The sequence below is a fragment of the Arthrobacter alpinus genome (assembly GCF_900105965.1).
GTDB classification, from domain to species: Bacteria; Actinomycetota; Actinomycetes; order Actinomycetales; family Micrococcaceae; genus Specibacter; species Specibacter alpinus.
In genome coordinates this window covers 275,005-297,222 of the sequence record NZ_FNTV01000001.1, presented here as the reverse complement: position 1 = coordinate 297,222, position 22,218 = coordinate 275,005, and the positions used below count along the sequence as shown (strand labels likewise).

General features: G+C 61.3%; 15 protein-coding genes and 1 pseudogene. 1 reads left to right on the top strand and 15 read right to left on the bottom strand.

Annotated features, from left to right (window positions below):
• Positions 1 to 23 precede the first annotated feature (23 nt).
• From BLV41_RS01315 to BLV41_RS01245, 14 genes and pseudogenes are all read right to left on the bottom strand, one after another.
• Positions 24 to 2,282 (bottom strand): annotated as a pseudogene (locus tag BLV41_RS01315) (gluconokinase, GntK/IdnK-type).
• Positions 2,283 to 2,329: 47 nt separating this feature from the next.
• Positions 2,330 to 3,559: a D-mannonate dehydratase ManD gene (gene manD, locus BLV41_RS01305; RefSeq protein WP_058945616.1), complete on the bottom strand. Its 1,230-nt coding sequence runs from the start codon at positions 3,557 to 3,559 to the stop codon at positions 2,330 to 2,332.
• A gap of 65 nt (positions 3,560 to 3,624) precedes the next feature.
• On the bottom strand, positions 3,625 to 5,046 hold the full coding sequence (gene uidB, locus BLV41_RS01300; protein ID WP_074713022.1) for a glucuronide transporter: 1,422 nt from the start codon (positions 5,044 to 5,046) through the stop codon (positions 3,625 to 3,627).
• A gap of 332 nt (positions 5,047 to 5,378) precedes the next feature.
• Positions 5,379 to 6,806, bottom strand: a complete 1,428-nt coding sequence (locus BLV41_RS01295; protein ID WP_074713021.1) for a mannitol dehydrogenase family protein — start codon at positions 6,804 to 6,806, stop codon at positions 5,379 to 5,381.
• A gap of 44 nt (positions 6,807 to 6,850) precedes the next feature.
• On the bottom strand, positions 6,851 to 8,308 hold the full coding sequence (gene uxaC / locus BLV41_RS01290) for a glucuronate isomerase (protein ID WP_074709845.1): 1,458 nt from the start codon (positions 8,306 to 8,308) through the stop codon (positions 6,851 to 6,853).
• Positions 8,309 to 8,382: 74 nt separating this feature from the next.
• The gene (locus BLV41_RS01285; RefSeq protein ID WP_244516685.1) at positions 8,383 to 9,435 is read right to left on the bottom strand and encodes a LacI family DNA-binding transcriptional regulator; all 1,053 of its coding nucleotides are present in this window, start codon (positions 9,433 to 9,435) and stop codon (positions 8,383 to 8,385) included.
• A gap of 107 nt (positions 9,436 to 9,542) precedes the next feature.
• Positions 9,543 to 10,709 carry a Gfo/Idh/MocA family protein gene (locus BLV41_RS01280; protein ID WP_074709841.1) on the bottom strand — a complete coding sequence of 389 codons (1,167 nt, stop codon included), beginning with the start codon at positions 10,707 to 10,709 and terminating at the stop codon, positions 9,543 to 9,545.
• Between the two features lie 56 nt (positions 10,710 to 10,765).
• Positions 10,766 to 11,626 (bottom strand): sugar phosphate isomerase/epimerase family protein, encoded by an 861-nt coding sequence (locus BLV41_RS01275; RefSeq protein ID WP_239437097.1) that lies wholly within the window; start codon positions 11,624 to 11,626, stop codon positions 10,766 to 10,768.
• 74 nt (positions 11,627 to 11,700) lie between these two features.
• On the bottom strand, positions 11,701 to 12,600 hold the full coding sequence (locus BLV41_RS01270; protein WP_170835399.1) for an ATP-binding cassette domain-containing protein: 900 nt from the start codon (positions 12,598 to 12,600) through the stop codon (positions 11,701 to 11,703).
• The gene (locus BLV41_RS01265; protein ID WP_074709838.1) at positions 12,597 to 14,447 is read right to left on the bottom strand and encodes a dipeptide/oligopeptide/nickel ABC transporter permease/ATP-binding protein; all 1,851 of its coding nucleotides are present in this window, start codon (positions 14,445 to 14,447) and stop codon (positions 12,597 to 12,599) included. The genes BLV41_RS01270 and BLV41_RS01265 overlap by 4 nt, the downstream gene beginning before the upstream one ends.
• Positions 14,444 to 15,385: an ABC transporter permease gene (locus BLV41_RS01260; RefSeq protein ID WP_074709836.1), complete on the bottom strand. Its 942-nt coding sequence runs from the start codon at positions 15,383 to 15,385 to the stop codon at positions 14,444 to 14,446. The genes BLV41_RS01265 and BLV41_RS01260 overlap by 4 nt, the downstream gene beginning before the upstream one ends.
• Before the next feature lie 78 nt (positions 15,386 to 15,463).
• The gene (locus BLV41_RS01255) at positions 15,464 to 16,987 is read right to left on the bottom strand and encodes an ABC transporter substrate-binding protein (RefSeq protein WP_044570082.1); all 1,524 of its coding nucleotides are present in this window, start codon (positions 16,985 to 16,987) and stop codon (positions 15,464 to 15,466) included.
• A gap of 242 nt (positions 16,988 to 17,229) precedes the next feature.
• Positions 17,230 to 18,237 (bottom strand): Gfo/Idh/MocA family protein, encoded by a 1,008-nt coding sequence (locus BLV41_RS01250; protein ID WP_074709833.1) that lies wholly within the window; start codon positions 18,235 to 18,237, stop codon positions 17,230 to 17,232.
• 81 nt (positions 18,238 to 18,318) lie between these two features.
• Positions 18,319 to 19,167, bottom strand: a complete 849-nt coding sequence (locus BLV41_RS01245; protein WP_074709831.1) for a sugar phosphate isomerase/epimerase family protein — start codon at positions 19,165 to 19,167, stop codon at positions 18,319 to 18,321.
• A 233-nt stretch (positions 19,168 to 19,400) separates the two neighbouring features.
• On the opposite strand from BLV41_RS01245, the gene BLV41_RS01240 reads away from it, so the two are divergent.
• Entirely contained in the window at positions 19,401 to 20,453 is a 1,053-nt protein-coding gene (locus BLV41_RS01240) for a LacI family DNA-binding transcriptional regulator (protein WP_074709828.1), read from the top strand.
• A gap of 45 nt (positions 20,454 to 20,498) precedes the next feature.
• Here BLV41_RS01240 and guaB1 read toward each other — a convergent pair whose 3' ends face one another.
• A complete protein-coding gene (guaB1, locus tag BLV41_RS01235; RefSeq protein ID WP_044570071.1) occupies positions 20,499 to 21,998 on the bottom strand; it encodes a GMP reductase in 1,500 nt (499 codons plus the stop codon).
• Positions 21,999 to 22,218 lie beyond the last annotated feature (220 nt).

The following is a 22,218-nucleotide window of genomic DNA, read 5'->3' as shown; positions in this document are numbered from 1 at the left end:
TGCGGTGTACGGTCCTCACACCCTTAGAGCCGGGTGTCGAAGGAATCGCAGAACACGTTCTCGTTGAACGTGCCCTGGAATTCGGAGAGGCCTTGAATCTTGTCCACGGTGACCCTGATGGCTTCGCGGGTATCGGCGTGGGTGTGGATGGCCGTCTTGACCATCGGCACGTCGATCAGATGGTTTGGCTGGTTGAGCGAGACAAACACGGTGGGCACCTCGGTGACGTACCACGGGATCTCCGCGGCCATGGGCGAGGACCATTTGACGCGGATAGCTGCTTCTTGGGCAAAGCCCTTCACGTTGGCAACCACAAGGGCGGCGTCGTACTTTTCGGGGTAGTCCACCGTGGCCTCGTCGGAGATGACTGACATGAAGTTCACGCCCTCCTCCCCCGCAGCCTTGCGCTGATCGGCGGTTTTGAAGATGTGCACCTCGAAGCCCACGCGTTCAAGCTCTTCCGCCACCACGTCCAGATAACCCAGCGGATCAGCCATGGTGAAATCCGAACCCCCGGAAATCCCGTACAAGCGGATCTTCTTGTGCGTGGCCGGGGTCAGCGGCAGGTTGCCCTGAGTGTCCTTGACAAGTGTCACGGTCTTGTCCGCGATCTCGGCGGCAATGGCGCGGTGTTCGGCTGAACCGATCACGGCCAGCGCCTCCACGGGCGGAACCAGTTCGGAGCGGTCCTTCACGTGCAGCCCCAGAGATGCCTTCAATGCCAGGATGCGGCGCAGGGCGTCCGTTAGGCGCTCATCGCTGATGACGCCGTTGCGGTACCCATCCAGCATGAAGCCAAAGTCCTCGGCAGGGTTGCGGAAGAACAAGAACATGTCGCAGCCTGCCGCGATGGCCGCCGGCACCAGATCGCGGCGCTTCATGGCCTGGGTCATGCCGATCATCTGCGACGCATCGGTCAGGATGAGCCCGTTGAAGCCCAACTCGCCACGCAACAAGTCTCCGAGCAGTTCCGGAGCCAACGTGGCTGGCAGAATCTCGCCGTCCGCCAGGCCGGGCAGAAAGCGCCTGGACAGCTCGGGTGCACCGATGTGGCCGGCCATGATCGACTGCACGCCGTGGCCGATCATCTCGCGGTACACGTGCCCGTATGTCTTGTTCCACTCCTCATAGCCGAGGGTGTTGTAAGAGGTCACCACATGCTGGTCGCGCTCGTCGATCCCGTCGCCGGGGAAATGCTTCATGGCGCACGCCGTGGGTGATTCGCTAATGCCGTTGAAGTATTCCTTGGCCCGCTCCACCACAACCTCTGGCGTGTTGCCGAAGGCGCGGGTGGAGATGACGGTGTTGCGCCAGTTGTAGTGGATGTCCACAATTGGCGCGAATGCCCAGTTGCAACCCAGTGCGGCGGTTTCAATGCCTGCCACCTGGCCCATCTGGCGGGCAATGGATGCATCCGGGTGAGAGCCGGCCTGCAGGTGTGTGGAGACGAAGGTGCCATCGTCGCAGCTGCCGGCGCCGCCCATTTCCGGGTTGGAGGCAATCAGCAGCGGGATCTTGGTCTTCGACTGTGCATGGCGAATGTGCTCCTGCACGGCCGCGGACGGGCCCGGGCGGTAACGCATCCCACCCACGTGGAAGTTCTCCAGCACGTCATCGAGGTACTCGGGAGCGTAGCTGTTGTTGTGGTTGATGAACAGCTGGCCGATTTTCTCTTCCAGGGTCATCGACCCCATGGTCGATTCCACCCATGCCACAGCGGCGTCATCCAAATTGAAGGGTGCGGCGCGCAAATCCACGGCATATGCCATTGCTTCTCCTGAAGTCTCGCTCTGAATTCTTTGTCTCTAGGTTGTTTGTTGCAGACGTACGACGGCATCACTGACCAAAGCGGGGACCGGTGCCGAAATGTCAATCACCACGGCAGCTTCCTCGGCCTCCAGCGGCTCCAGCGTGGCCAACTGCGAGTCAAGCAAGGTGCTCGGCATGAAGTGCCCCGAGCGTCCTTCGAGCCGTGAGCTCAAGACCTCCCTGGTGCCATCCAGATGCAGGAACACCGCACCGGGCGCCTGAGCCCGGATGGCATCCCGGTAGCTGCGCTTCAACGCGGAGCAGGCAACCACAAGTCCGTTGGCCGAGGCTGCCAGCTCCTGGCCAACGATGTCCAGCCAAGGTGCGCGGTCGTCGTCGTTCAAGGGGGTTCCGGCAGCCATCTTGGCAATATTCTCCACTGGGTGGAGGGAGTCTCCGTCCGTGAACGGCAGGCCGAGCTCGTGCGCCACAAGGGCACCGATCGTCGTCTTGCCGCAGCCGGAGACTCCCATCACCACAATGTGTTGCACCGCTGAGGGTGCAGCGTGTGAAGCGTCGATCACCAGTCGTGGACCGTTCCGTCGACGAGGCGGTTGTAGGGCAGGTAGGCCTGCTGGTACGGGAACGCTTTGGCGGCTTCCTCGTTGAATTCCACACCGATGCCGGGAGCATCCCCGGGGTGCAGGTAGCCGTCCTTGAACGTCATGGACTGCTGGAAGACCTCATTGGTGGCATCAGAGTGCTGCATGTATTCCTGGATGCCGTAGTTATGGATGGCCAGGCCCACATGCAACTGGGCGGCGAACCCGATCGGGGAAATATCCGTGGGCCCGTGGAAACCGGACTTGATCTGGTACTGCGCGGCATAGTCCATGACCTTCTTCAACGGCGAGATGCCACCGAAGTGAGTCGAGGCGGCACGGACGTAATCGATGAGCTGTTCCTTGATCAACGTCTGGAAGTCATAGACCGTGTTGAAAATTTCACCGATGGCCAGCGGGGTGGTGGTGTGTGAACGGACCAGACGCAGCGCCTCCTGGTTTTCCGCCGGGGTGCAGTCCTCCAACCAGAACAGATCATACGGTTCCAGGGACTTGCCCAGCTTCGCGGCCTGAATCGGGGTCATGCGGTGGTGGCCGTCATGCAGCAGCGGGATCTCGGGACCGAACTCGTTGCGGACAGCCTCGAACACGGTGGGCAGGTGACGCAGGTAAGCCCGGGTGTCCCAGTCTTCCTCCTGCGGGTGGGCGCCACGGCCTGCGGGCTCGTAATCGTAACGCTCCCCCGAGGCCTGCGCCTGGGCAGCAACACCATAGACGGCCTTGATACCCGGGACAGCGGTCTGGATACGGATGGACTTGTAACCCAACTCCAGGTGCTCACGGACCGAATCGAAAAGCTGCGGCAGGTCCGAACCGGACGCGTGACCGTAGGCGCGCAAACCATTGCGGGAGGCACCACCAAGGAGCTGGTACACCGGCAGGCCGGCAATCTTGCCCTTGATGTCCCACAGGGCCATGTCCACGGCGGCAATCGCGGCCATCGTGACCGGGCCACGGCGCCAGTACGAGCTGCGGTACAGGAACTGCCAGGTATCCTCGATCCGGTGCGGATCCTTGCCGATCAGCAGCTGGGCAACATGCTCCTTCAGGTACGCGGCCACGGCGAGCTCACGCCCGTTCAAGGTAGCGTCCCCGATACCCACAACACCCTCATCGGTAGTGACCTTCAAGGTCACGAAGTTACGGCTGGGACTGGTGACAAATACTTCCGCGGAAACGATTTTCACGAGGAGTTCCTTCCAAGAGTTTCAGTGATAAGAGATGAAGCGAATAGATAGGTGTTGCCGTGGGGCTAAGCGTTGTCGTCCGAGTCACGGCGGTCAAGAGCTTCCTCAAGACGGGCTGCGCGGCGCTCGCTAATGTGGGCAACAATTTCCTTGTGCTTGGCGTCCGTCAAGGGGTAAACGATCATGACCAGCAGGGCAAGGAGCGCGAAGACCATCGGCAGCAGGCCGGCGCCGGCACGGATGCCGAGGATTGCATGTTCCGTTTGCTGGGCGGCACCGGCGGTGTATCCGCCCCAGGCGAGAGCAAAGGCGGCCAATGCACCACCAACGGCCTGGCCGGTCTTGCGGGTGAAGGAGAACAACGCGTAGGTGATTCCTTCGGTGCGGATGCCAGTCTTCCACTCGCCGTATTCAACGGTGTCAGCCTCAAGGGCCCAAACCAGCATGCTGACCAGCAGCAGGCCCACCTGGGTGATGACGACGCCGGTGAAAGCGAGCCACACCATGGAGCTGGGTGCGAGGAACACGGTGAGGCCACCGATGGCCATGAGCAGCGCGCCACCCATGTAAATGTTCTTCTTGCCCGCGGCCCGCACCAGGCGCGGCAGGATGGCGGCCATGCCGAAGGTGAGGACGATGTTGATGATGGACATGAGCGCGTAGAGGCCCAGGGAGTGCAGAACGTCGCGGAAGTAGTAGATCTGAACAGTTCCCAGTGCCAGCTGGCCGGTCAGGAACAGGAACGAGCTAATGCACAGCAGCAGCAGGGGCTTGTTGCCCTTGAGTGTTTCGATGCTCTGCTTCATGGAAACCTTGGAGACTTCGCGGACCACGCGCTCCTTGGTGGAGAAGACGGTGAACATGTACAGTCCGGTTCCCACGACGGCGAAAATGACTGTCAGTGTGGTGAACAGCGGCTGGAGGTTTTCCCCGCCCTTCATCAAGGGAGCGATGAAGATGCCCAGGAAGGAGCCCACGGCGACGGCGCCGATGGTGCGGGCGCTGGCCAATTTGGCGCGCTCACCGGAGTTCTGAGTCATGGCCCCGGCGAGGGATCCGTAGGGGATGTTCACGAAGCTGTAGGCCAGGCCAAGCAATGCGTAGCTGAGGTAGGCCCACAGCAACATGCCCGATTCCCCGATCTGGGGAATGGAGAAGGTGGCAACGCTGAGCAGAAGCAGCGGCACGGAGCCGAACATGATGTACGGGCGGAACTTGCCAAGTTTCTTGTGATACGTCCGGTCCACCATGCGGCCGGCGAGGACGTCTGCGAAGGCGTCGAAGATTCGAACCACGAGCAACAGTGTGCCCGCTGCTGCGGCGCTGATGCCTGCTACGTCCGTGTAGTAGACCAAAAGGAACATGGTGGCTGTTGTGAAGGCCAGGTTATTGGCGGCGTCACCGGCGCCGTAGCCCAAAACGCTGATCTTGGACAGAACGCCCGTGGCCGGCGCTTCCGTGCCCTGGCTGGATTGCTTTTGTGTCATGGTCAATGCGGGCTCCTTTACCCAAGGCCAGCTGCCGGTGTGCTGCGGCTGGCAGTTCTCACAGCGCCGGTCCCCCATGGGTCCTTCGGTGAACCTCTGCGGGGCGACTCCACCATTGGAGTTTCTCCGTAGACTTTCAGCCGACGTGTGAGCTGTATTACCCACTAGTTAACCAGCTAAGACAACAAATGGCAACCGCTTGCCAACATTTTCTTTAACTTTTCTTCACAGTCGCTGCTGCAACCCCTTAAATGAACGGGCAGCAGTTGTTGATGTTGGGCAACATCAACAACCACTGCCCGTTCGATGTGGTTTGGGCACTCCGGCCGGAGTTACGCCTGGGCAGCAAACCCCTCAGCCAGTGCGGCCACGGCAGCAACAGCCGCAGCATCCTGTGCCAGCTGCACATCGAGAATGGCCATCAAGGCAACAAGGTCCGCCCCGGAATCAAGATTCAACGCCGCCTCAAGCTCAGCCGAAGCAGAATCAGCAATTGGCGCCCCGGTGTGATGAGCCCGTCGCAGGAATGCAACCCAGGCCGCGATCATCCTTGCGGCACCGGCGCCGGAATGTCCGGCAGCCAGCTCTGCCTTCAACACCGGCACGGCCCGCATGCGCAGCTTGCTGGATCCGTCCATGGCGATCTGGGCCAGGTGGTGGGCTATCCGGGCATTGCCGAACCGTTCCAAGAGCGCGACGCGGTACGCGGGGATATTCAGGCCTTCGGCGGGCAGATTGGCTTGCGCCTCGTCCCAAAATTCTGTAATCCAGACGGCGCACACGGGGTCAGCCAGGGCCTCCGCCACAGTTTTGTGCCCGCGGAGCTGGCCGGCGTAGGCCATGAGCGAGTGGGAGCCGTTGAGCAACCACAGTTTGCGGTTCTCAAAGTGCTCAATCTCGTCCACAAACACAGCTCCTGCGCTGGCCCAGTCCGGACGCCCGGCGGGGAACTCACCGCTGAGAACCCAGTCACTAAAGGGCTCGGTCACAACAGGTGAGGAATCGGCGTAGCCGCACTCCGTCTCAACCAACGCGATTTCGGCGTCGGTCGTGCGCGGGGTGATGCGGTCGATCGAGGTGCCAACAAAACTGACATTCTCGGCAATCCAGGCACCCAGGCCGGGATCGACGACGTCGGCCAGTCCACCAATGGCTGCACGCGCCGCCGTGGCATTGTGGGCCAAGTTGTCGCACGACACCACAGCGATGAGCCCCGCACCGGAGCTGCGCCGGGCCGCCAAGGCCTGCACCAAACGGCCCGCCGCCGTGACAGCGGCAGGCGCGTGCCCGGCGTCGTCCGCGGCAGCTGTGGCGTCAGCGGCAGTGAGGGCCCGCAAGATGTCAATGTCGCTTTGAACGGCAGGATTGGCCAGATCCAAGGTGCCGTCGGCTGCCAGGTTGTAGGCGGCCTCGGTGATGGTCAAGGTGACAAGGGCCGTGGTGGGCGCCGCCACAAGCTTGGACAGCGCGTCAACGTCGGCGCCGTCATGAGCTTCCACGATGGAAGTCATGAGTTCAAACTTGTCGCCGTTGCCGCCGCGTTCAATGAGCGTGAACAGGCCATCCTGGGCGGACAGGGCGGTGGCGGCGTCCGGGCGGCGTCCGGTAAATGCCGCGATCCCCCACTGCGCACCATCACTGGCGTGCTGGGTGTACCACGCCTGGTGGGCGCGGTGGAAAGCGCCGAGTCCCAAGTGGACAATGCGCACCGGTGCGGGCGGGGTGTCGCTGGTTCGGCTCAGGTGCTTCGTTGCACTCATGGTGGTCGTCATTTCAGTTTCGGGGAGGGTGGTCACGATGGCGCTCACAACTTGAAGGCGCGACGGGGTGCCGCGTCAACAATGTCAACGATGATCTCGTGCGCGCGGGCCTCGCTGACGCGGCTTTCGGCCACGAGGCGGGCCAGGAACGCAGCCTCGATGCGGCGCGAGGTGTTGTGGCGGGCTGGAATGGAGCAGAAGGCCCGGGTGTCATCGATGAACCCCGATGAACGCGAGAAACCTGCGGTCTCGGTGACGGCGCTGCGGAAGCGCAGCATGGCGTCGGGCGCGTCGAGGAACCACCACGGGGCGCCGATGAAGACTGAAGGGTAGAACCCGGCCAGGGGCGCAATTTCGCGAGAGAAGGCGGTCTCGTCAATCGTGAAAGGAATGAAGTGGAAGCCTGGTGCCGTGCCGAAGTCCTCCAGCATGGGACGCAATGCTTCGGTGTAGCTGACGCCAAACGGGATGTCGTGGCCCGTGTCGGCGCCAAACTTGTTGAACGAGGCCGTGTGGTGGTTGCGGAATACACCAGGGTGGATGGTCATGACCAAACCGTCGGCCACCGACATGCGGGCCATCTGGTAGGTCATGTGCGCCTCGAACACATCGGCGTCCTGCGCCGTTGCCTCGCCGCGGCGGGCCTTCTCAAACAAGGCCTCGGCAGCGCTGCCATCCAGCCGCAAAGTCAGCGCCGTGCGGACGCCGTGATCGGCTGAGACGGCTCCGTGTTCCACAAAGTACTGGCGTCGGTTTTCCAGTGCGCGGATGTATCCGGCGTAGCCCGTGAGCCCGTCGCCGGCAACAGCAATGAGCTTCTCCACCCGCTCGGCCCAACCGACGGCAGCGAACTTGATGTACGCGTCGGGTCGGAAGGTGGGCAACACGCGGCCAGTGAACGTGGGGTCCTTGGCGATTGCTGCGTGAGCGGCCAAATCATCGAGCGGGTCGTCAGTCGTTGCGAGAACCTCAATATTGAAGTCCTTGAACAGCTGACGCGGAAGGAACTCGGGGCTCCTCAGCTTTGCGTCAAGCTCATCAAAGAGTGCATCCGCGTTCTCCTCGTTGACTTCCCTGGACAGGCCGAAGACATGCTGGAAGGAATCTCGCATCCAATAACCGGAGGCCGTGCCGTCAAAGAGCGGCCAGGCCTTCGCGAATTCGCGCCATGTCTCACGCGGCTCAACGGCCGTGGTGCCGCCCATGCGCAGGCGCTCCAGGGGCACACCGCTGGCGTGGATCAGCCGGGTGACATAGTGATCCGGGCTGACCAGCAGCGTTGCCGGGTCAGGGAACGGGGTGTCCAGCTGGAGCATGGACGCCTCAACGTGTCCGTGCGGAGAAATGATCGGCAGGTTTTCCACCTGGGCCAGCAAGTCCCGAGCAATGGATCGGGTGCGAGGGTCCGCGGGCAGCAGCCGGTTGGGATCAGCGGCCGGCGACAACGATGTCGCGGCAGGCGCCTCGGAAATGGGCTCTGTTGATGAAGGGAAATGTGACATAGGTCAATCGTCGCTGCAATTCACCCATTTTGTCAACCGGTTGCCAAATATTGCCGTAACGGTTTCCGCGGCGTTCAGGAGCCCTTGACACGTCCAGTGGAACCCCGCAAAACCAGCTCCGTTGGAAGGGCCGGAAGCGTTGGCGCCGCGTCTGCGTGATCCACCGCATCCAAGACGCGTTGGAGGGCCGCCGCGCCCAGCTCACTGAGCGGCGACTTGATGGTGGACAGTGGCGGGGTCGTGAAATCGGAGCCGAAAATATTGTCGAAGCCCATGATGCTCAGGTCCTGGGGAATCGCAAGGCCGGCCGCCTGAAGCTCCCGCATGAGACCAATGGCCATGAGATCGTTGTAGCAAATCACGGCCGTGGCCGTGCCAGCCCGCACCGTCGCAGCGGTACGCCGTCCGCCGTCGACCGTTGGCTGGCTGGAAGCCACCACTGCGGCCGTGATGCCATGCCAGTCACATCGCGCCTTGATGCTCTCCCACCGTCGAGCAGACATCCAGGACCGTTCCGGTCCAGCCACGTAGGAGATTTCCGTATGCCCCATGTCGGCCAAGTGCCGAACAGCGTCGCTCACCCCGGAATCCGAATCTGCAATGACGCTGGGTACGCCGTCAACAGTGCGGTTGATGACCACCACCGGCTTTTTTGCCGCCAATGAAGCAATTTCCTCATCGGAAAGACGCGGGCTCGCGAGGATCAGACCGTCCACAGTGGCGAGCATGCGGCGCGCAGCGGTCAGTTCCAGATCAGCGGACTCCGTGGATTCGGCCAGCATCAGGGTGTAGTCCCTTGCTGAAGCGGCAGCTTCAGCTCCACGGATGACGTCGAAGAAGGCAGGGTTGGTGATGTCAGAGACGATCAGACCGATGGTCTGGGTGCGGCCGGTGGGCAGCGCCCGGGCGAAAACGTTGACTTGATAGTTCAGCTGCTCGGCGGCAACCATGATCTTTTGGGCCGTCTTGGGACTGACCCGTCCGGGTTTGCTCAGTGCGCGGGACACGGTGGACGGGTTGACCCCGGCCAGCTCGGCAATGTCATAGATGGTGGGCGAGGATTTGCCCGTTTTTGGGGTGGGCACAGCGCTCCGAGGCGTGTCTCCGGTCTGGTCTATGTCAGTCAAGTGAATCCTCCGCAATTGGTTGCCATTTGCCAGCTTAACGCACAACCGGCCAGCACCGTCGGAAGGACGGAACTGGCCGGTTTGAATGCTATGAACCGTGAGGCACCTTAGGCACGTTCTGAGTACTTGCCCTCTTCACGAATGCGGTCATTGAGCAGGCCCAGGAACTCGTCTTCGTCAAAGTCCAGGCCCACTTCTTCGCCCTTCCAGCTGGAGAGGTGGATGGCGTTGGCCAAGCGGACGCCGTTGATGCCATCGGATCCGGGCGCCAGCAGCGGTGTGCCATCGAGGATGTTGGCGGCGAAGTTTTCCAAAACCCCTGCGTGTTGGGCACCCCAGACCGACTCAAACTCGACAATCTCGGTGGACCGGAACTCATCCATGTCCAGCTGGCCCATGAACAGCCTGCGGACATCCTCCATGCCCATGCTTTCGCTGATCTCGCGTTCCTTCTTCTTCAGGCGCGTCACTGTGGCGGTCTTGCTGCCTTCCACAACGATCTTTCCCTGATCTCCCAGGATTTCGAAGCGGTCGGTGCCGATCATGTCATGCGTGGCTGTGACGAAAGTTCCCGTTGCGCCATTGCCGTAGTCAACCAACGCGGTGACCTCATCTTCAACCGCAATGTCGCGGCGGAACCCGTAGGAGACCTTGGCGAAGACGGACTTCGGCACGCCGCAGATCCACTGCCACAAATCCAACTGGTGCGGAGCCTGGTTGACCAGGACGCCACCGCCCTCGCCGCCCCAGGTTGCGCGCCATTCGCTGGAGTTGTAGTAGCCCTGGGGACGCCACCAGTTGGTGATGATCCAGTTGGTGCGCAAGATGTTGCCGATCTCGCCGTTGTCGACGATTTCCTTCAGGCGCTGGTACAGCGGGTTGTTGCGCTGGTTGAACATGATGGCAAAGGAGAGCTCCGGCTTGCTTGCGGCAAACTCGTTGAGTTCCTTGACCTGCTTGGTGTAAACGCCGGCCGGCTTTTCCACGAGGGCGTGGATGCCACGCTTGAGCGTGGCAATGCCCATCTCGGGGTGCAGGTAGTGCGGCACACAGGTGACGACGGCGTCAACGTCGCCGCTGTCCAGCATGGTCAGGTAGTCGTCATAGACCTTGACGTCCGGGTAAGTTTCTGATGCGAGTTCACGCTTGGCCGGGTCTGTGTCAGTGATGGCGCCGATCACCATGTTCGGGACCATGCCGTCGGTGATGAACTTGGCGTAGGCGCCGCCCTGCTGGCCGAGGCCGATAATGCCCAGGCGTACTTTGTTGCTCACTGGTGTTGCTCCATTTCGTTGTATTAAATCGGTGTGTGGCGCGTCGAGATCTAGCGTCAGAATCGATCGCCGAAGCCCATCGTGGTCAGGTTGCGGTGAGAGGTTTCCAGAACCTCCCACACGGTGCGGCCGTACAGTTCGTCCTGCTCCACCAACATGTACTGGGCGCCTGCGGCTTCTGCGGCAGGAATGATGGAGGGGAAATCGAGGTTGCCCTCCCCTACCTCCGCAAACTGAACAACGTTCTTGAACTCGGTCATGAAATTGACGAAGTCACCGGATTCCAGGTAGCCAAGGGCCGACTCCGGCATCATGCCGATCCGGTAGTCCTTCAGGTGAACCATGGCGGTGCGACCGGCATACTTCTCGAGGGTTCGCACGGGGTCAAGTCCGCCGCGCTGTACCCAGTGGACATCGATTTCCAGGCCCATGGCCGGTGAGTTTTCGTTGATGATGTCCAGCATGTACTTGCCATCAAACTTCGCGAACTCAATGTGGTGATTGTGGTAGTACAGGCTGATGCCGTGCTCTGCGAGGCGTTCGGCGTAGCCGTTGGTTTCCTTCGCAAAGTCAACGACGGCGTCGATCGAGGTCATTGCTCCGAATGGCAGCATGCCAATTCGCACGAGGTTTGTGTCAAGACGCTTGGCGTCGTTGACGATCTTGTCGAAGTCTTCCTTGAGGGATTCCCCTGGGCGGCCCACGGGCTTTTCCATCATGACCGACAGCGACGCCACGTCCATGCCCAGCTCGGTCTGCGCCTTTTCCAGCTCGGAGACGTTTTTTTCGTCCATCGGAACCTGGGAAATCTCGACGGCGTTGTAGCCCAGGTCGCTAACCTTGCGGAGCGTTTCAAAGGCGCCTACTTCCGCAAAGCTGTCCTTGAGCATCATTGCCTGTACACCGATTTTTGCCACGATTTTCCTTTCGTTGGACGGGGCTTTCGGGCCCCGTCCGGCACTTATTTGACGTTTGAAAACTTGGGTGGCCGCTAGGCCGGCACGGATGCTGCGGCTTCGAGCCGCTGTGCTGCCAGCAGCTCGTGCCGGTCATTGCGGCGCTTTGCTTGGCGGTCGGGGTCCGGCACGGGTGAGGCGAGCAGGAGCCGCTGCGTGTACGGGTGCTCCGGAGCCCGCGTGATTTGCTCGGAGGTGCCTTGTTCCACGATCTCGCCGTGATACATGACAGCGACCCGGTGGCTGATGTGGCGCACCACATCAAGATCGTGGGAGACGAACAGATATGACACGCCGGTGTCGCGCTGAATCTGCAGGAACAGATCCAGCACCACGGCCTGGGTTGAGAGGTCCAGGGCACTGACCGGTTCATCGCAAACAATGAGCTTGGGCGAGAGCGCCAGGGCTCGTGCAATGGCGATACGCTGACGCTGTCCGCCACTGAATTCGCGCGGCAGCCGGCTGATGGCGTCCGAGGGCAAGCCAACCTGATCCAGCAGTTCCTTAACTCGTTTCCGAGCTTCCGCAGGAGACTTCCCTTGAACTCCGAGCGGCTCGGCGAGGATGTTGCCGATCTCCAAGGAAGGATTCAAGGACGTGTAGGGATCTTGGAAGACCACCTGCAGATCCCGGCCCAATGAACGGCGCTGCTTGCGACCGGCCACGGTGATGTCGTTGCCTTCGAAGACCACCTTGCCCTTGCTGATCGGCGCGAGCCCCAGAATGGCCCGGCCCAACGTGGTCTTGCCGGAGCCTGACTCCCCCACCAGCCCCAGGGTTTCCCCCTGCTTGATGTGGATGTTGATGTCCGTCAGGGCACGGAAGGGTTTGCGGCGGAATCCTTTGAGCGGGTATTCCACGTCGAGGTTCGACACGGTCAGGATGCTTTCTCCCTGACCTCCGACGCCGGACGGGTTGCCTTGGGTGTTTGTCACAGGACTGCCTCCTTCTCGTCTTCCGGACCGCCGGCTACCGAACCGGCGCTAACCAACATGGTCATGGGTTCCTTGCCCTCGAGCATGGAGCCGAGCAGCTTTTTCGTGTAGGGATCTTTCGGGTTGCGCAGGATGTCACGAACATTCCCATCCTCAACCAGGCGACCGTCCTGCATGACGGCCACTCGGTCGCAGAGGTCTGCGACGACGCCGAAGTTGTGCGTGACGAGGATGACACCGACGTTGAGGCGTTTCTGCAGGTCGCGGATCAAATCCAGCACATCTGCCTGGACAGTGACGTCCAGGGCTGTGGTGGGCTCATCGGCGATGATGAGGTCCGGTTCACAGCTGATGGCGCCAGCGATCAGGACGCGTTGGGCCATGCCGCCGGAGACTTCGTGCGGGTAGGCCTTGAAGGTTTTCTCCGGGAAACGGATACCGACGTCGTCGAGCAGCTTCAACGCCCGCGCCTTGGCCTCGGCCTTGGAGATGCCCAGGACCCTGACCATGGGGGTGACCAACTGGTGGCCGATCGTGAACGCGGGATCCAGGTTGCTCATGGGTTCCTGTGGAATGTAGGAGATCCTTTTGCCGCGGAACTCGCTCAGCCGGCCCTGGCTGACGCGATCGTCAGTGGGTGCGACCGTGTACTTGCCGTCAAACTGGATGCTGCCGGCAACAATCCGTGCAGCGTCCGGAAGCAGCCCCAGGATGGAGAATGCGGTCTGCGACTTGCCCGATCCTGACTCCCCCACAATCCCGAGGACTTCACCGCGGTCCACATGGAAGGAAACGTCGTCGACGACCTTCTTGACGGAGCCGTCGGCCTGCGGATAGCCCACACCGAGGTGGGAAACCTTGACCAGGTGGTGTTCAGTTCCGGCTTCAACTGCCTCACGCTGCGCACGGCCCGGGACGGTGCGACCACTCAATGCTTCAACGGATCCGCGCTTGGCGGGCTTGATCTTTTCGGCATCCTCAAGTGCATCACGTACGGCGTTACCAAGCAGAACCAGCGCACCGATGGTTGCACCGATGGCAAGGGCCGGCCAGAGAAGCAGAGTCGGGTTCAGATAAACGTTCTTGAACCCCTCACTGAGCATGACACCCCACGTTGCCACGGTAGGATCGCCCAGGCCCAGGAATTCAAGTCCGGACTGGATGCTGATGGCTACACCGCACACGATGGCAGTTTGAATGATGATGGGGGCGCGGACCACGGAGAAAATATGGCGAACAATGATGGCCCAGTCGCTGAGTCCGGCCACGCGGGCGGCATCAACATAAAGTTCGTTCCGAACCGACTGGACGGCTGTCCTGGTCAAACGGAAGTAACCAGGGCTGAGCAGCACGCCGAAGGCGATCATGGAAATCCAGACCGAGGGCCCAAAAGCCGCGCGGACGGTCAACAGCACGATGATGCCGGGCAAGGCCATCAACAGGTTGACCACCCAGTTTGCAATGCCGTCGAACTTACCGGCGTAGTAACCGGCAATGAGACCGGAAGGGAGGCCGATTCCAACAGCAACCACGGCACACAGAATCGCGGAAAGCAACGTGGTCCGGGCGCCAAAGACGAGGCGTGACCAGACGTCGCGGCCCACACTGTCGGTTCCCAGGAGGTTAGCTGCGTCCGGGTTGGCAAGGGTCTTGCCGATATTGGCGAAGTTGGGGTCAAACGGTGCCAGCACGTTGGCCAGGACGGCCATCAGGACCATCACGGCCAGCACCACAACGGCGATGAGTCCCATGGGGTTTTTGAGGATTTTCTTAATGACGTGGGACCGGACAACTGCCCCTTTTTGGCCGACGTTCGCCGGCGCAACGAGTGCTTCTATTTCACTCATGCGACACGCACCTTGGGATTGAGCCAGCCGTTGATGAGGTCCACCAGCAGGTTGACAATAATGACGATGATGACGGTATAGATGACCACGCCCATGACGAGCGGAATGTCGCCCATGGTGGTGGACAACACGGCCAATGCGCCCATGCCGGGCAGTGCAAAGATCTGCTCAATGATGACCACGCCGCCGAGCATGCCGATGAACTGCAGGCTCAGAACCGTCAGACCTGCGGGTGCGGCACTGCGCAGAACATGCTTGAACAAGATTTCACGTTCGCTGATGCCACGGCTGCGCAGGGTGCGCACATAGTCCTTTTCCAGCTGTTTGATGACGGCACTGCGGATTTGTTGCGCAGCGCTGGTCACGCCGTTGATGACGATGGCGATGACCGGCAGTGACAGGGACGCGACCCAGGCCGCAGAGCCCGAATCTGGTGAGATGCTGCTCGTTGCGGGGAAAAGCTTGAGCTGAATTGCGAACACCGTCACCAAGATGATGGCCATGACGAAGCTGGGAATTGCGTCACCGACGACGGCTGCCGACTGCACGGCTTTATCGATCCATCCGCGTTTGACTGCAGCTGCCATGCCGAGGGCCGTGGCCAAGATGGCAATGAAAATAATGGAGGTGACAACCACGGCCAGGGTGACGGGCAGACGGGTCATCAGGGCACGGGCCACGGGTTCGGAGGTGAACCAGGAGGTGCCAAGGTCGCCGGAGAGGGCGTTGCCGGCCCAGGCGAAGAATCGGGGAAGCAGGGCCTGATCGAGGCCGAGTTCTAGCTCCTTGGCGGCAACTTGTTCCTGGCTGGCGAACTCGCCGAGAATGTTGCGGGCAATATTAGCGGAGGAGAAGTACAGCAGGAAATAGGTGAGGAAGGAGATTGCGGCCAGGACGACAACGCCGGCGGCAAGCTTTCGCAATATAAAAGAAACCATCAGTCGCTCCAGTGCGCTGGTCAGAAGGATAAGGGGTGCTGCCGGGGAAGGAATGCCCTTCCCCGGCAGCATTGACTACTACTTGGTGGGTGCGTAGTTGTAGATCGAGGGGATGGCCTGCTGAAGCTGCGACTCAACAGTGATCTTTTTGTTCGTGTAGAACATCTGATCCAAACGGTAAAGCGGAACGAACCAGGCATTGTCGGTCACGTACTTGTTGACCTCCTTAGCCTTTTCGGAGCTCTCGTCTCCACCGTTCTGCACGGCATCGATCATGGTTGCCAGTTCCGGAGTTGTTGACTTGAAGGGGTTGTACAGTGCGGAGGTGGAGATCATCTGGTTGATGGCAACCCACGGCTCTGCCTGGTACAGGTTGAAGACAGCTGCCGAATACTTGGCTGCTGCAAGGTCCGGCACGTAGTTGGCCTGAGGAATGGTTTCGATCGTGACCTTGATACCAACGTCACCCAACTGCTGCTGGATTGTAGCCACAATGGCTTCGAAGCCGTTCATGGACGGAATCTTCAGGCTAAAGCCGTTGGGGTATCCCGCTTCGGCGAGGAGTGCCTTTGCCTTGGCCGGGTCATAAGGGTAGCTGCCATCCAACTCGTCGACGTAGGCACCGGATTCCGGCCCAAACACCTGGTTGGTCACAGTGCCCCGGCCCAGATACTGCTGGTCGAGGATGGTCTTGCGATCGAAGGCGAAGTTCATGGCCTGGCGAACCTTGGGATTGGCCAATTCCGGGGTGACCTTGCCGTCACGGTCCATGAGCAGCAGTCCCTGCCAGTCAACCTGGCTGTCGTTGAGGGTAAGGCCTGCAGCCTCAGCTTGCTTGCCCGTCTTGGGATCGAGCAGGGTTGCGTCCACCTGGCCGGAAACGATGGCATTGGTGCGTGCCGTCACGTCCGCAAGGAACTTCATGGTGATCTTGTCAAACTTCTGCAGATCCTTGTTCCAGTAGTCGGCACGCTTGGTGAAAACGTACTGGGAGCCCTTTACCGTGGCGGTCGCATCCAGCTGGTAGGGGCCGGATCCTTGCGGAACCGTCTTGATCGCATCGGTGCCAAGCGCCTTCGGGCTGCCCATGATGCCGGCGGCCAGGCTCAGGTAGTAGGTGAAGGCAGGGTCGGGTTCAGTCAGCGTCACGGCAACGGTGGAGGGGTCAACCACGGCCACGCTGCCTAGGGAAGCAACCTGGTAGGCATCGCGGCCCTTGGCTTCCTTGAAGTGGTCGAGGTTGGCCTTGACGGCCTCGGCGTCGAGCTTGGTGCCGTCACTGAAGGTGACATCAGTGCGCAGCTTGAGTGTCAGCACGGTGTTGTCCGCGTTGTACTCCCATGATTCGGCGATCATCGGTTTGAGCTCGCCGTCCGGTGCGCGGAGGATCAGGGTGTCGTACACGGCCTGGTAGTAAGGCATCGTGTGGCCGATGTGCGCGTCAGCGGGCTCGAAGGACACCAGGTCCTGCAACTGTCCGATGGTCAGCGTGGTGGTGGCGGCCGCGCCGTCGTTGCCGCCGCCTCCGCCGCCACAAGCGGTCAGTGCCAGCGCCGCGGCAGTAAGAACTGCCATGACTGTGGATTTTGGACCAAACTTCATTGTTGGCTCCTTGTTATCTAAAGACGTGCTCATAAGGGTTGGGGGTCTTGCTTAACTCAATGTGTCTTGCGCCACATTTGACGTTGTATGGAACACGCTACTGCCGATGCAACGTTTTGGCAACCGATTGTCATGAAGTGCGTAAAATTGTTACGCCAGTGAGATGGACGCTGCCATTCCAGCTGATTTTTCCTAAAGGAATTGGGCAACCGGTTGTTGCAACCTGCCGCATTACCCGCCCTCTAGGAGACGTCCAGCAACCGCTCAGGGTAGCTCTGGGCGTACACGTCCTTGATGATGCGCAGGGTCTTGAGCGCCTCATCAGGATTGATCCAGAACGGGCCTTCTTGGCCCAGCTGTGCGTAAAAGTCGGCAATGTACAGCTGGTGTGAGACACCCCAGTAGTCCCGCCCACCGGACACGGCCCGGCGTTCTTCAACGACCTCAACACGGCCGTCGTGGTGCGTAATCGTCAAATCGCCGCGCAGTTGCAGAGTTGCCTTTTCCGCCACGATATCCACCGTAATGGGTGCGTTGACGGAGTTGGCAAGCGTGGCGTAGAAGACGCTGCGGACGCCGTTGGCATGGGTGAGCACCAGCTCCGCCGTGTCCTCCACGTCGATTGCGTCCCCGAGTGCGTGGGTTGCCGCATGACCGGACACCGCTGTCACCTCGCCCATCATCCACTGCAGCAGATCCAGGGTGTGGATGGCCTGATTCATAAGCAGCCCGCCACCACCACCGGCCCACGTCCCGCGCCACGGCCGGTTCCGGTAGTAGTCAGCAGTCCGGCTCCACATGACAGTGCCCGAACCACCCTGGACCACACCAAACTCACCCGAGGCGAGGCGCGCCGCCATGGCCACGACCGCCTGGTTGTAGCGGTTTTGGAAGCACACACCAATCCGGGCCGAACTTGCCGCCGCAGCAGCCGCCAGCCGTTCGCCGTCGGCCAGGGTACTGGCCAACGGCTTCTCGCTGATGACATTGATGCCACGCTCCAGCGCCGCGATGGCCGGGTCAGCATGCTGGTTATGCGGCGTGCAGACATGAATGACGTCGGGACGCACCTCATCCAGCAGAGCCGCCACATCGCTGTATCCCGGCACTCCGTGGGCTGCCGACGCCGCGGCCAGCCGTCCAGCGTCCGTGTCACAAACGGCGACAAGTTCGGCCCCTTCGATGGCCGCAATGGCTTCGAAGTGGACTGTGGCTACGTCGCCGCAACCGATGATGGCAACTCTGGGCATGATGACTCCTTTGTCAGGCAGTGCTGTTTCGCAGGGGAAGTTTTGTCAGGCGGTACTGCTGTCAGACGGTGCTGGCACGGCTCAGGCGAGCGTTACACCGATGGCGTCGGTGGCTGAGCGGAATGCTCGGGCAGCCTCGCCGAACGCCTCCGGACCGGAGAAGCCACCCAGTTCGTGCTGTGCGGCCAGGTGCGGCTCGAGGGATGCAAAGCCGGTGTAGCCGTCCTGGCTCAAGGCGGTCAGGGTTTCGACCAGCTGGCCGTCGCCGCGGCCCGTGGGAACAACCTCGCCACTGCCGGCAATGGCGTCCTTGACCTGCAGGTATTCGAAGTACGGGCGCAGCTTGGCATAGGCGTCCGTGTAAGGCTTCACGCCAACCTGAACGAAGTTGGCGTTGTCCCAGGCCGCGCGGAGGGCCGGTGAGTTCACTGTTTCCAGAAGGTCCAAGACGCGTTCGGGGGTATCGCCGTAGATGTCCTTTTCGTTCTCGTGGATCAGGACAACGCCGGCCTTCTCGGCTTCCGCTGCGAGCAGAGTCAGCCGCTCCATGACGGCGTCGCGAATGTCTTCTGGGCTCTTGTCCTCGGCGCGGAAGAAGGAGAACATGCGGATGTACTTGGTGTCCAGGGCCCTGGCAACCTCTATGATGCGGCGCAGGCGCTCTACCTCATGGGCGGCTGGCAGGCTGGCATCGACCTTGCCGATGGGGCTTGCCACGGCGGAAACCTTCATGCCCGCACCATCGAGGACGCTCTTCAATTCCGTAACTTGTTCATCCGTCAGCTCAACAACGTTGACGCCCCAGGCGCTGCGCACCTCGATGTGCGATGCACCCAGCGCCAACAGCACCGCCGCCTGCACCTTGGGATCGGGGTCAATCTCGTCGCCGAAGCCGGAAAGGGTCCACGTGGGGTTTTGGTCAGTACTCATGGGGCCTCCAAGTTGATGGCCGCAGGCCGCGCTGCCGTCAGGCAGTTCAGGATGCGGTGATTGATTTCACAAATTTTTGCTTGAGGCCTAGCCTATCGCCGAAGCAACAACATGACAACCGATTGCCATTTCTGGCCAAGAACCGTATTCTTGCGATCAGGACAGTGCTGTCCGTCACATTTACATCTTGGCAGTGCAGCTGCACCGCAACCCACACCACAAGGACGTGCCCAATGAGTGCTCCCCCCAGCACCACTTCTGACGGCGGCTTGAGCGCCGCCCATGGGAAGCCTGCCACAATTCATGATGTCGCCGCGCTCTCCGGAGTGGCTGCATCTACGGTTTCCCGTGCGCTTTCAACCCCGGGCCGGGTCAACTTTCGCACGCGGGCTCGCATCGAGGCAGCCGCAGCGCAGCTGAAGTACATTCCCAACGCCCAGGCGAAAGCGCTGAGCTCTGGTCGCACCAAGGCCGTTGCCGTACTCGTCGCGGACATCACCAACCCGTTCTACTTCGACATCATCCGTGGGACCCAGCTCCAGCTCAAGGCCGCCGGCTATACCCAGCTGCTCGTGGACACGGAGGAATCCGAAGAGGTGGAGGTCAACACCATCGAGCAATTGATGCAAACGGCCGACGGCGTCATCCTGACGGCTTCCCGTCTCACCGACGACGCGCTGGCGCTCTCAGCAGCCAAGATGCCCCTGGTCACCATCAACCGCGAGATCCCCGGCGTTCCCTCGGTGTTGCTGGATACCCCAACTGCCACGAACCAAGCCCTGGACCACCTCATCTCGCTGGGTCATTCACACATTGCTTATCTGGCCGGGCCGGCGTCTTCGAGCTCCAACACTCGCCGCTGGGAAGCACTAAGCGCCGCGGCACTGGAACGTGGCGTGGAGGTTGTCAGGCTGGGCCCCTTTGCCCCGCGCACTTATTCCGGTGCCGCCGCTGCCGATGCGCTGGTCCATTCAGGGGCAACGGCCGGCATCGCTTTCAACGACCTCATCGCGATCGGCATGCTCCAGCGTCTACAGGCACGCGGTGTTCGTGTGCCCGAGGACATCAGCATTGTTGGCTGTGACGATATTTTCGGTGCCGATTTCTGCAGCCCGCCGCTTACAACAGTTACGGCTCCCGTGGAGCAGGCAGGTCGTGTTGCCGTCACCATGTTGCTCAGTCAGATCAACCCCGGCCTTGGCACACTCCCCCGCAGTCAGTCGGTGCTCCCCACCCACCTCACCATCCGTGGGTCCACGGGCTCGGCGCCTGTTCGAGATGCCTAGGCAGCGCATGGCCAAGCCGACCTTGGCTATGCGCGCCCTTGGCCGCTACCAGCTCTGCGGCAGCGGCCGGCCTTCCTCATATCCGGCTGCGGACTGTACGCCCACGATGGCGCGTTCCCGAAATTCCGCCAAGGAAGACGCACCCGCATAGCTAAAGGAGCTGCGCAGTCCTGCGGTAATCATGTCCAGCAGGTCCTCCACCCCGGGGCGGGCGGGATCCAGGTACATTTTGGAGGTGGAAATTCCCTCCTCGAACAGGCCCTTGCGCGCACGCTCAAAAGCGCCCTCGCGAGATGTCCGGTTCTGCACGGCACGCGCCGACGCCATGCCGAAACTCTCCTTGTACAGCCGCCCGCCGGCGTCGCTCAACAGATCGCCGGGACTTTCGTAGGTTCCTGCAAACCAGGAACCAATCATGACTTGGCTGGCGCCTGCGGCCAGGGCAAGGGCCACGTCCCGGGGATAGCGCACACCACCGTCGGCCCAGACGTGGGCGCCCAACTCGGCAGCCGCCGTCGAACATTCCAAGACCGCGGAAAATTGGGGCCGGCCAACCGCTGTCATCATGCGAGTGGTGCACATGGCACCCGGGCCAACTCCCACCTTGATAATGTCGGCACCGGCGTTCACCAGGTCCCGAACCCCAGCGGCGCTGACCACGTTTCCGGCAGCCACCGGTACTTCGGGAGAAAGGGATCGGACGGCCCGCAGCGCGTCCAACATTTTTTCCTGATGCCCGTGAGCGGTGTCCACCACCAAGGCATCGACCCCCATCTCAAGCAGGGCCTGCGTCTTCGCCGCCACATCACCATTGATGCCAACGGCCACACCAAGTCGCAGGCGTCCAGCAGAGTCAACTGCAGGCTGGTAAATCGTGGAGCGCAAGGCACCGGTGCGGGTCAAGACACCTACCACCTCGCCGTTGCGCAGCACCGGAGCGATGTCCGTCCCGGCGGAATCCAGGACGGAGAAAGCCTCACGCAAGGCCTCGTCATTGCGTATCTTGGCCGTGGCGAAGTCCAAGGATCCGGCGTCGGCCTCGGTGCGAATGGCATCAAAGACAGCGGCATCGAGCGTAAGGACATTGGCGCGCATCACCGAGGCCAGTGAGGAGAAGCGATCTACGCTTTCACAGTCAGATCCACGGACCAGACCCACAAACCGCGTCCCGTCCACCACTACAACGGCGTTGTGCGGGCGCTTGCTCATGAGGTGGACTGCATCGATAACAATGTCTGAGGCGCTCATCAACAGCGGAGTTTCAAAGAGGGAATCGCGCTGCTTGACCCACTCACTCACCGAGCGCAGCACGTCAAGGGGAATGTCCTGCGGAAGAATAGCCATGCCGCCGCGCCGGGCCACAGTCTCTGCCATCCGTTTGCCGGAAACAGCCGTCATGTTCGCCACCACCAAGGGAATGGTGGTGCCCGTTGAATCGCCGCTGGACAAGTCAACGTCCAAGCGTGAGGTCACGGTGGAATGCGATGGAATCAGGAAAACGTCCGAATACGTCAGATCGGTGGTTGGCTGGTTTAGAAAACGCATGGCACTCCCTCGTTGAGCTTTGCCGCCGCGCTGGTGGCGATCAAGAGGAAGGCTCCAGAGGGCCGGCGCTGGCTGTGGCAGGCTGTCACGAGCCCGCACGGGTATGAGTCTAACCACCTGCAGGAACCATTCCCCGCAAAAAATGATCCGTTTTTGCCCATTGCATGGGGCGCGCCGTGACTTAGATTGGCTTACAGGCCGCCATGGTTACTAGACTTGA

Bases quoted from the DNA above. Each gene is read 5' to 3' on its own strand.
- BLV41_RS01240 (WP_074709828.1), top strand. From the start codon at position 19,401: ATGAGTGCTCCCCCCAGCACCACTTCTGACGGCGGCTTGAGCGCCGCC.
- BLV41_RS01250 (WP_074709833.1), bottom strand. From the start codon at position 18,237: ATGCCCAGAGTTGCCATCATCGGTTGCGGCGACGTAGCCACAGTCCAC.
- uidB (WP_074713022.1), bottom strand. From the start codon at position 5,046: ATGACACAAAAGCAATCCAGCCAGGGCACGGAAGCGCCGGCCACGGGC.
- BLV41_RS01260 (WP_074709836.1), bottom strand. From the start codon at position 15,385: ATGGTTTCTTTTATATTGCGAAAGCTTGCCGCCGGCGTTGTCGTCCTG.
- BLV41_RS01245 (WP_074709831.1), bottom strand. From the start codon at position 19,167: ATGAGTACTGACCAAAACCCCACGTGGACCCTTTCCGGCTTCGGCGAC.
- guaB1 (WP_044570071.1), bottom strand. From the start codon at position 21,998: ATGCGTTTTCTAAACCAGCCAACCACCGATCTGACGTATTCGGACGTT.
- BLV41_RS01295 (WP_074713021.1), bottom strand. From the start codon at position 6,806: ATGAGTGCAACGAAGCACCTGAGCCGAACCAGCGACACCCCGCCCGCA.
- uxaC (WP_074709845.1), bottom strand. From the start codon at position 8,308: ATGTCACATTTCCCTTCATCAACAGAGCCCATTTCCGAGGCGCCTGCC.
- BLV41_RS01255 (WP_044570082.1), bottom strand. From the start codon at position 16,987: ATGAAGTTTGGTCCAAAATCCACAGTCATGGCAGTTCTTACTGCCGCG.
- BLV41_RS01265 (WP_074709838.1), bottom strand. From the start codon at position 14,447: ATGAGTGAAATAGAAGCACTCGTTGCGCCGGCGAACGTCGGCCAAAAA.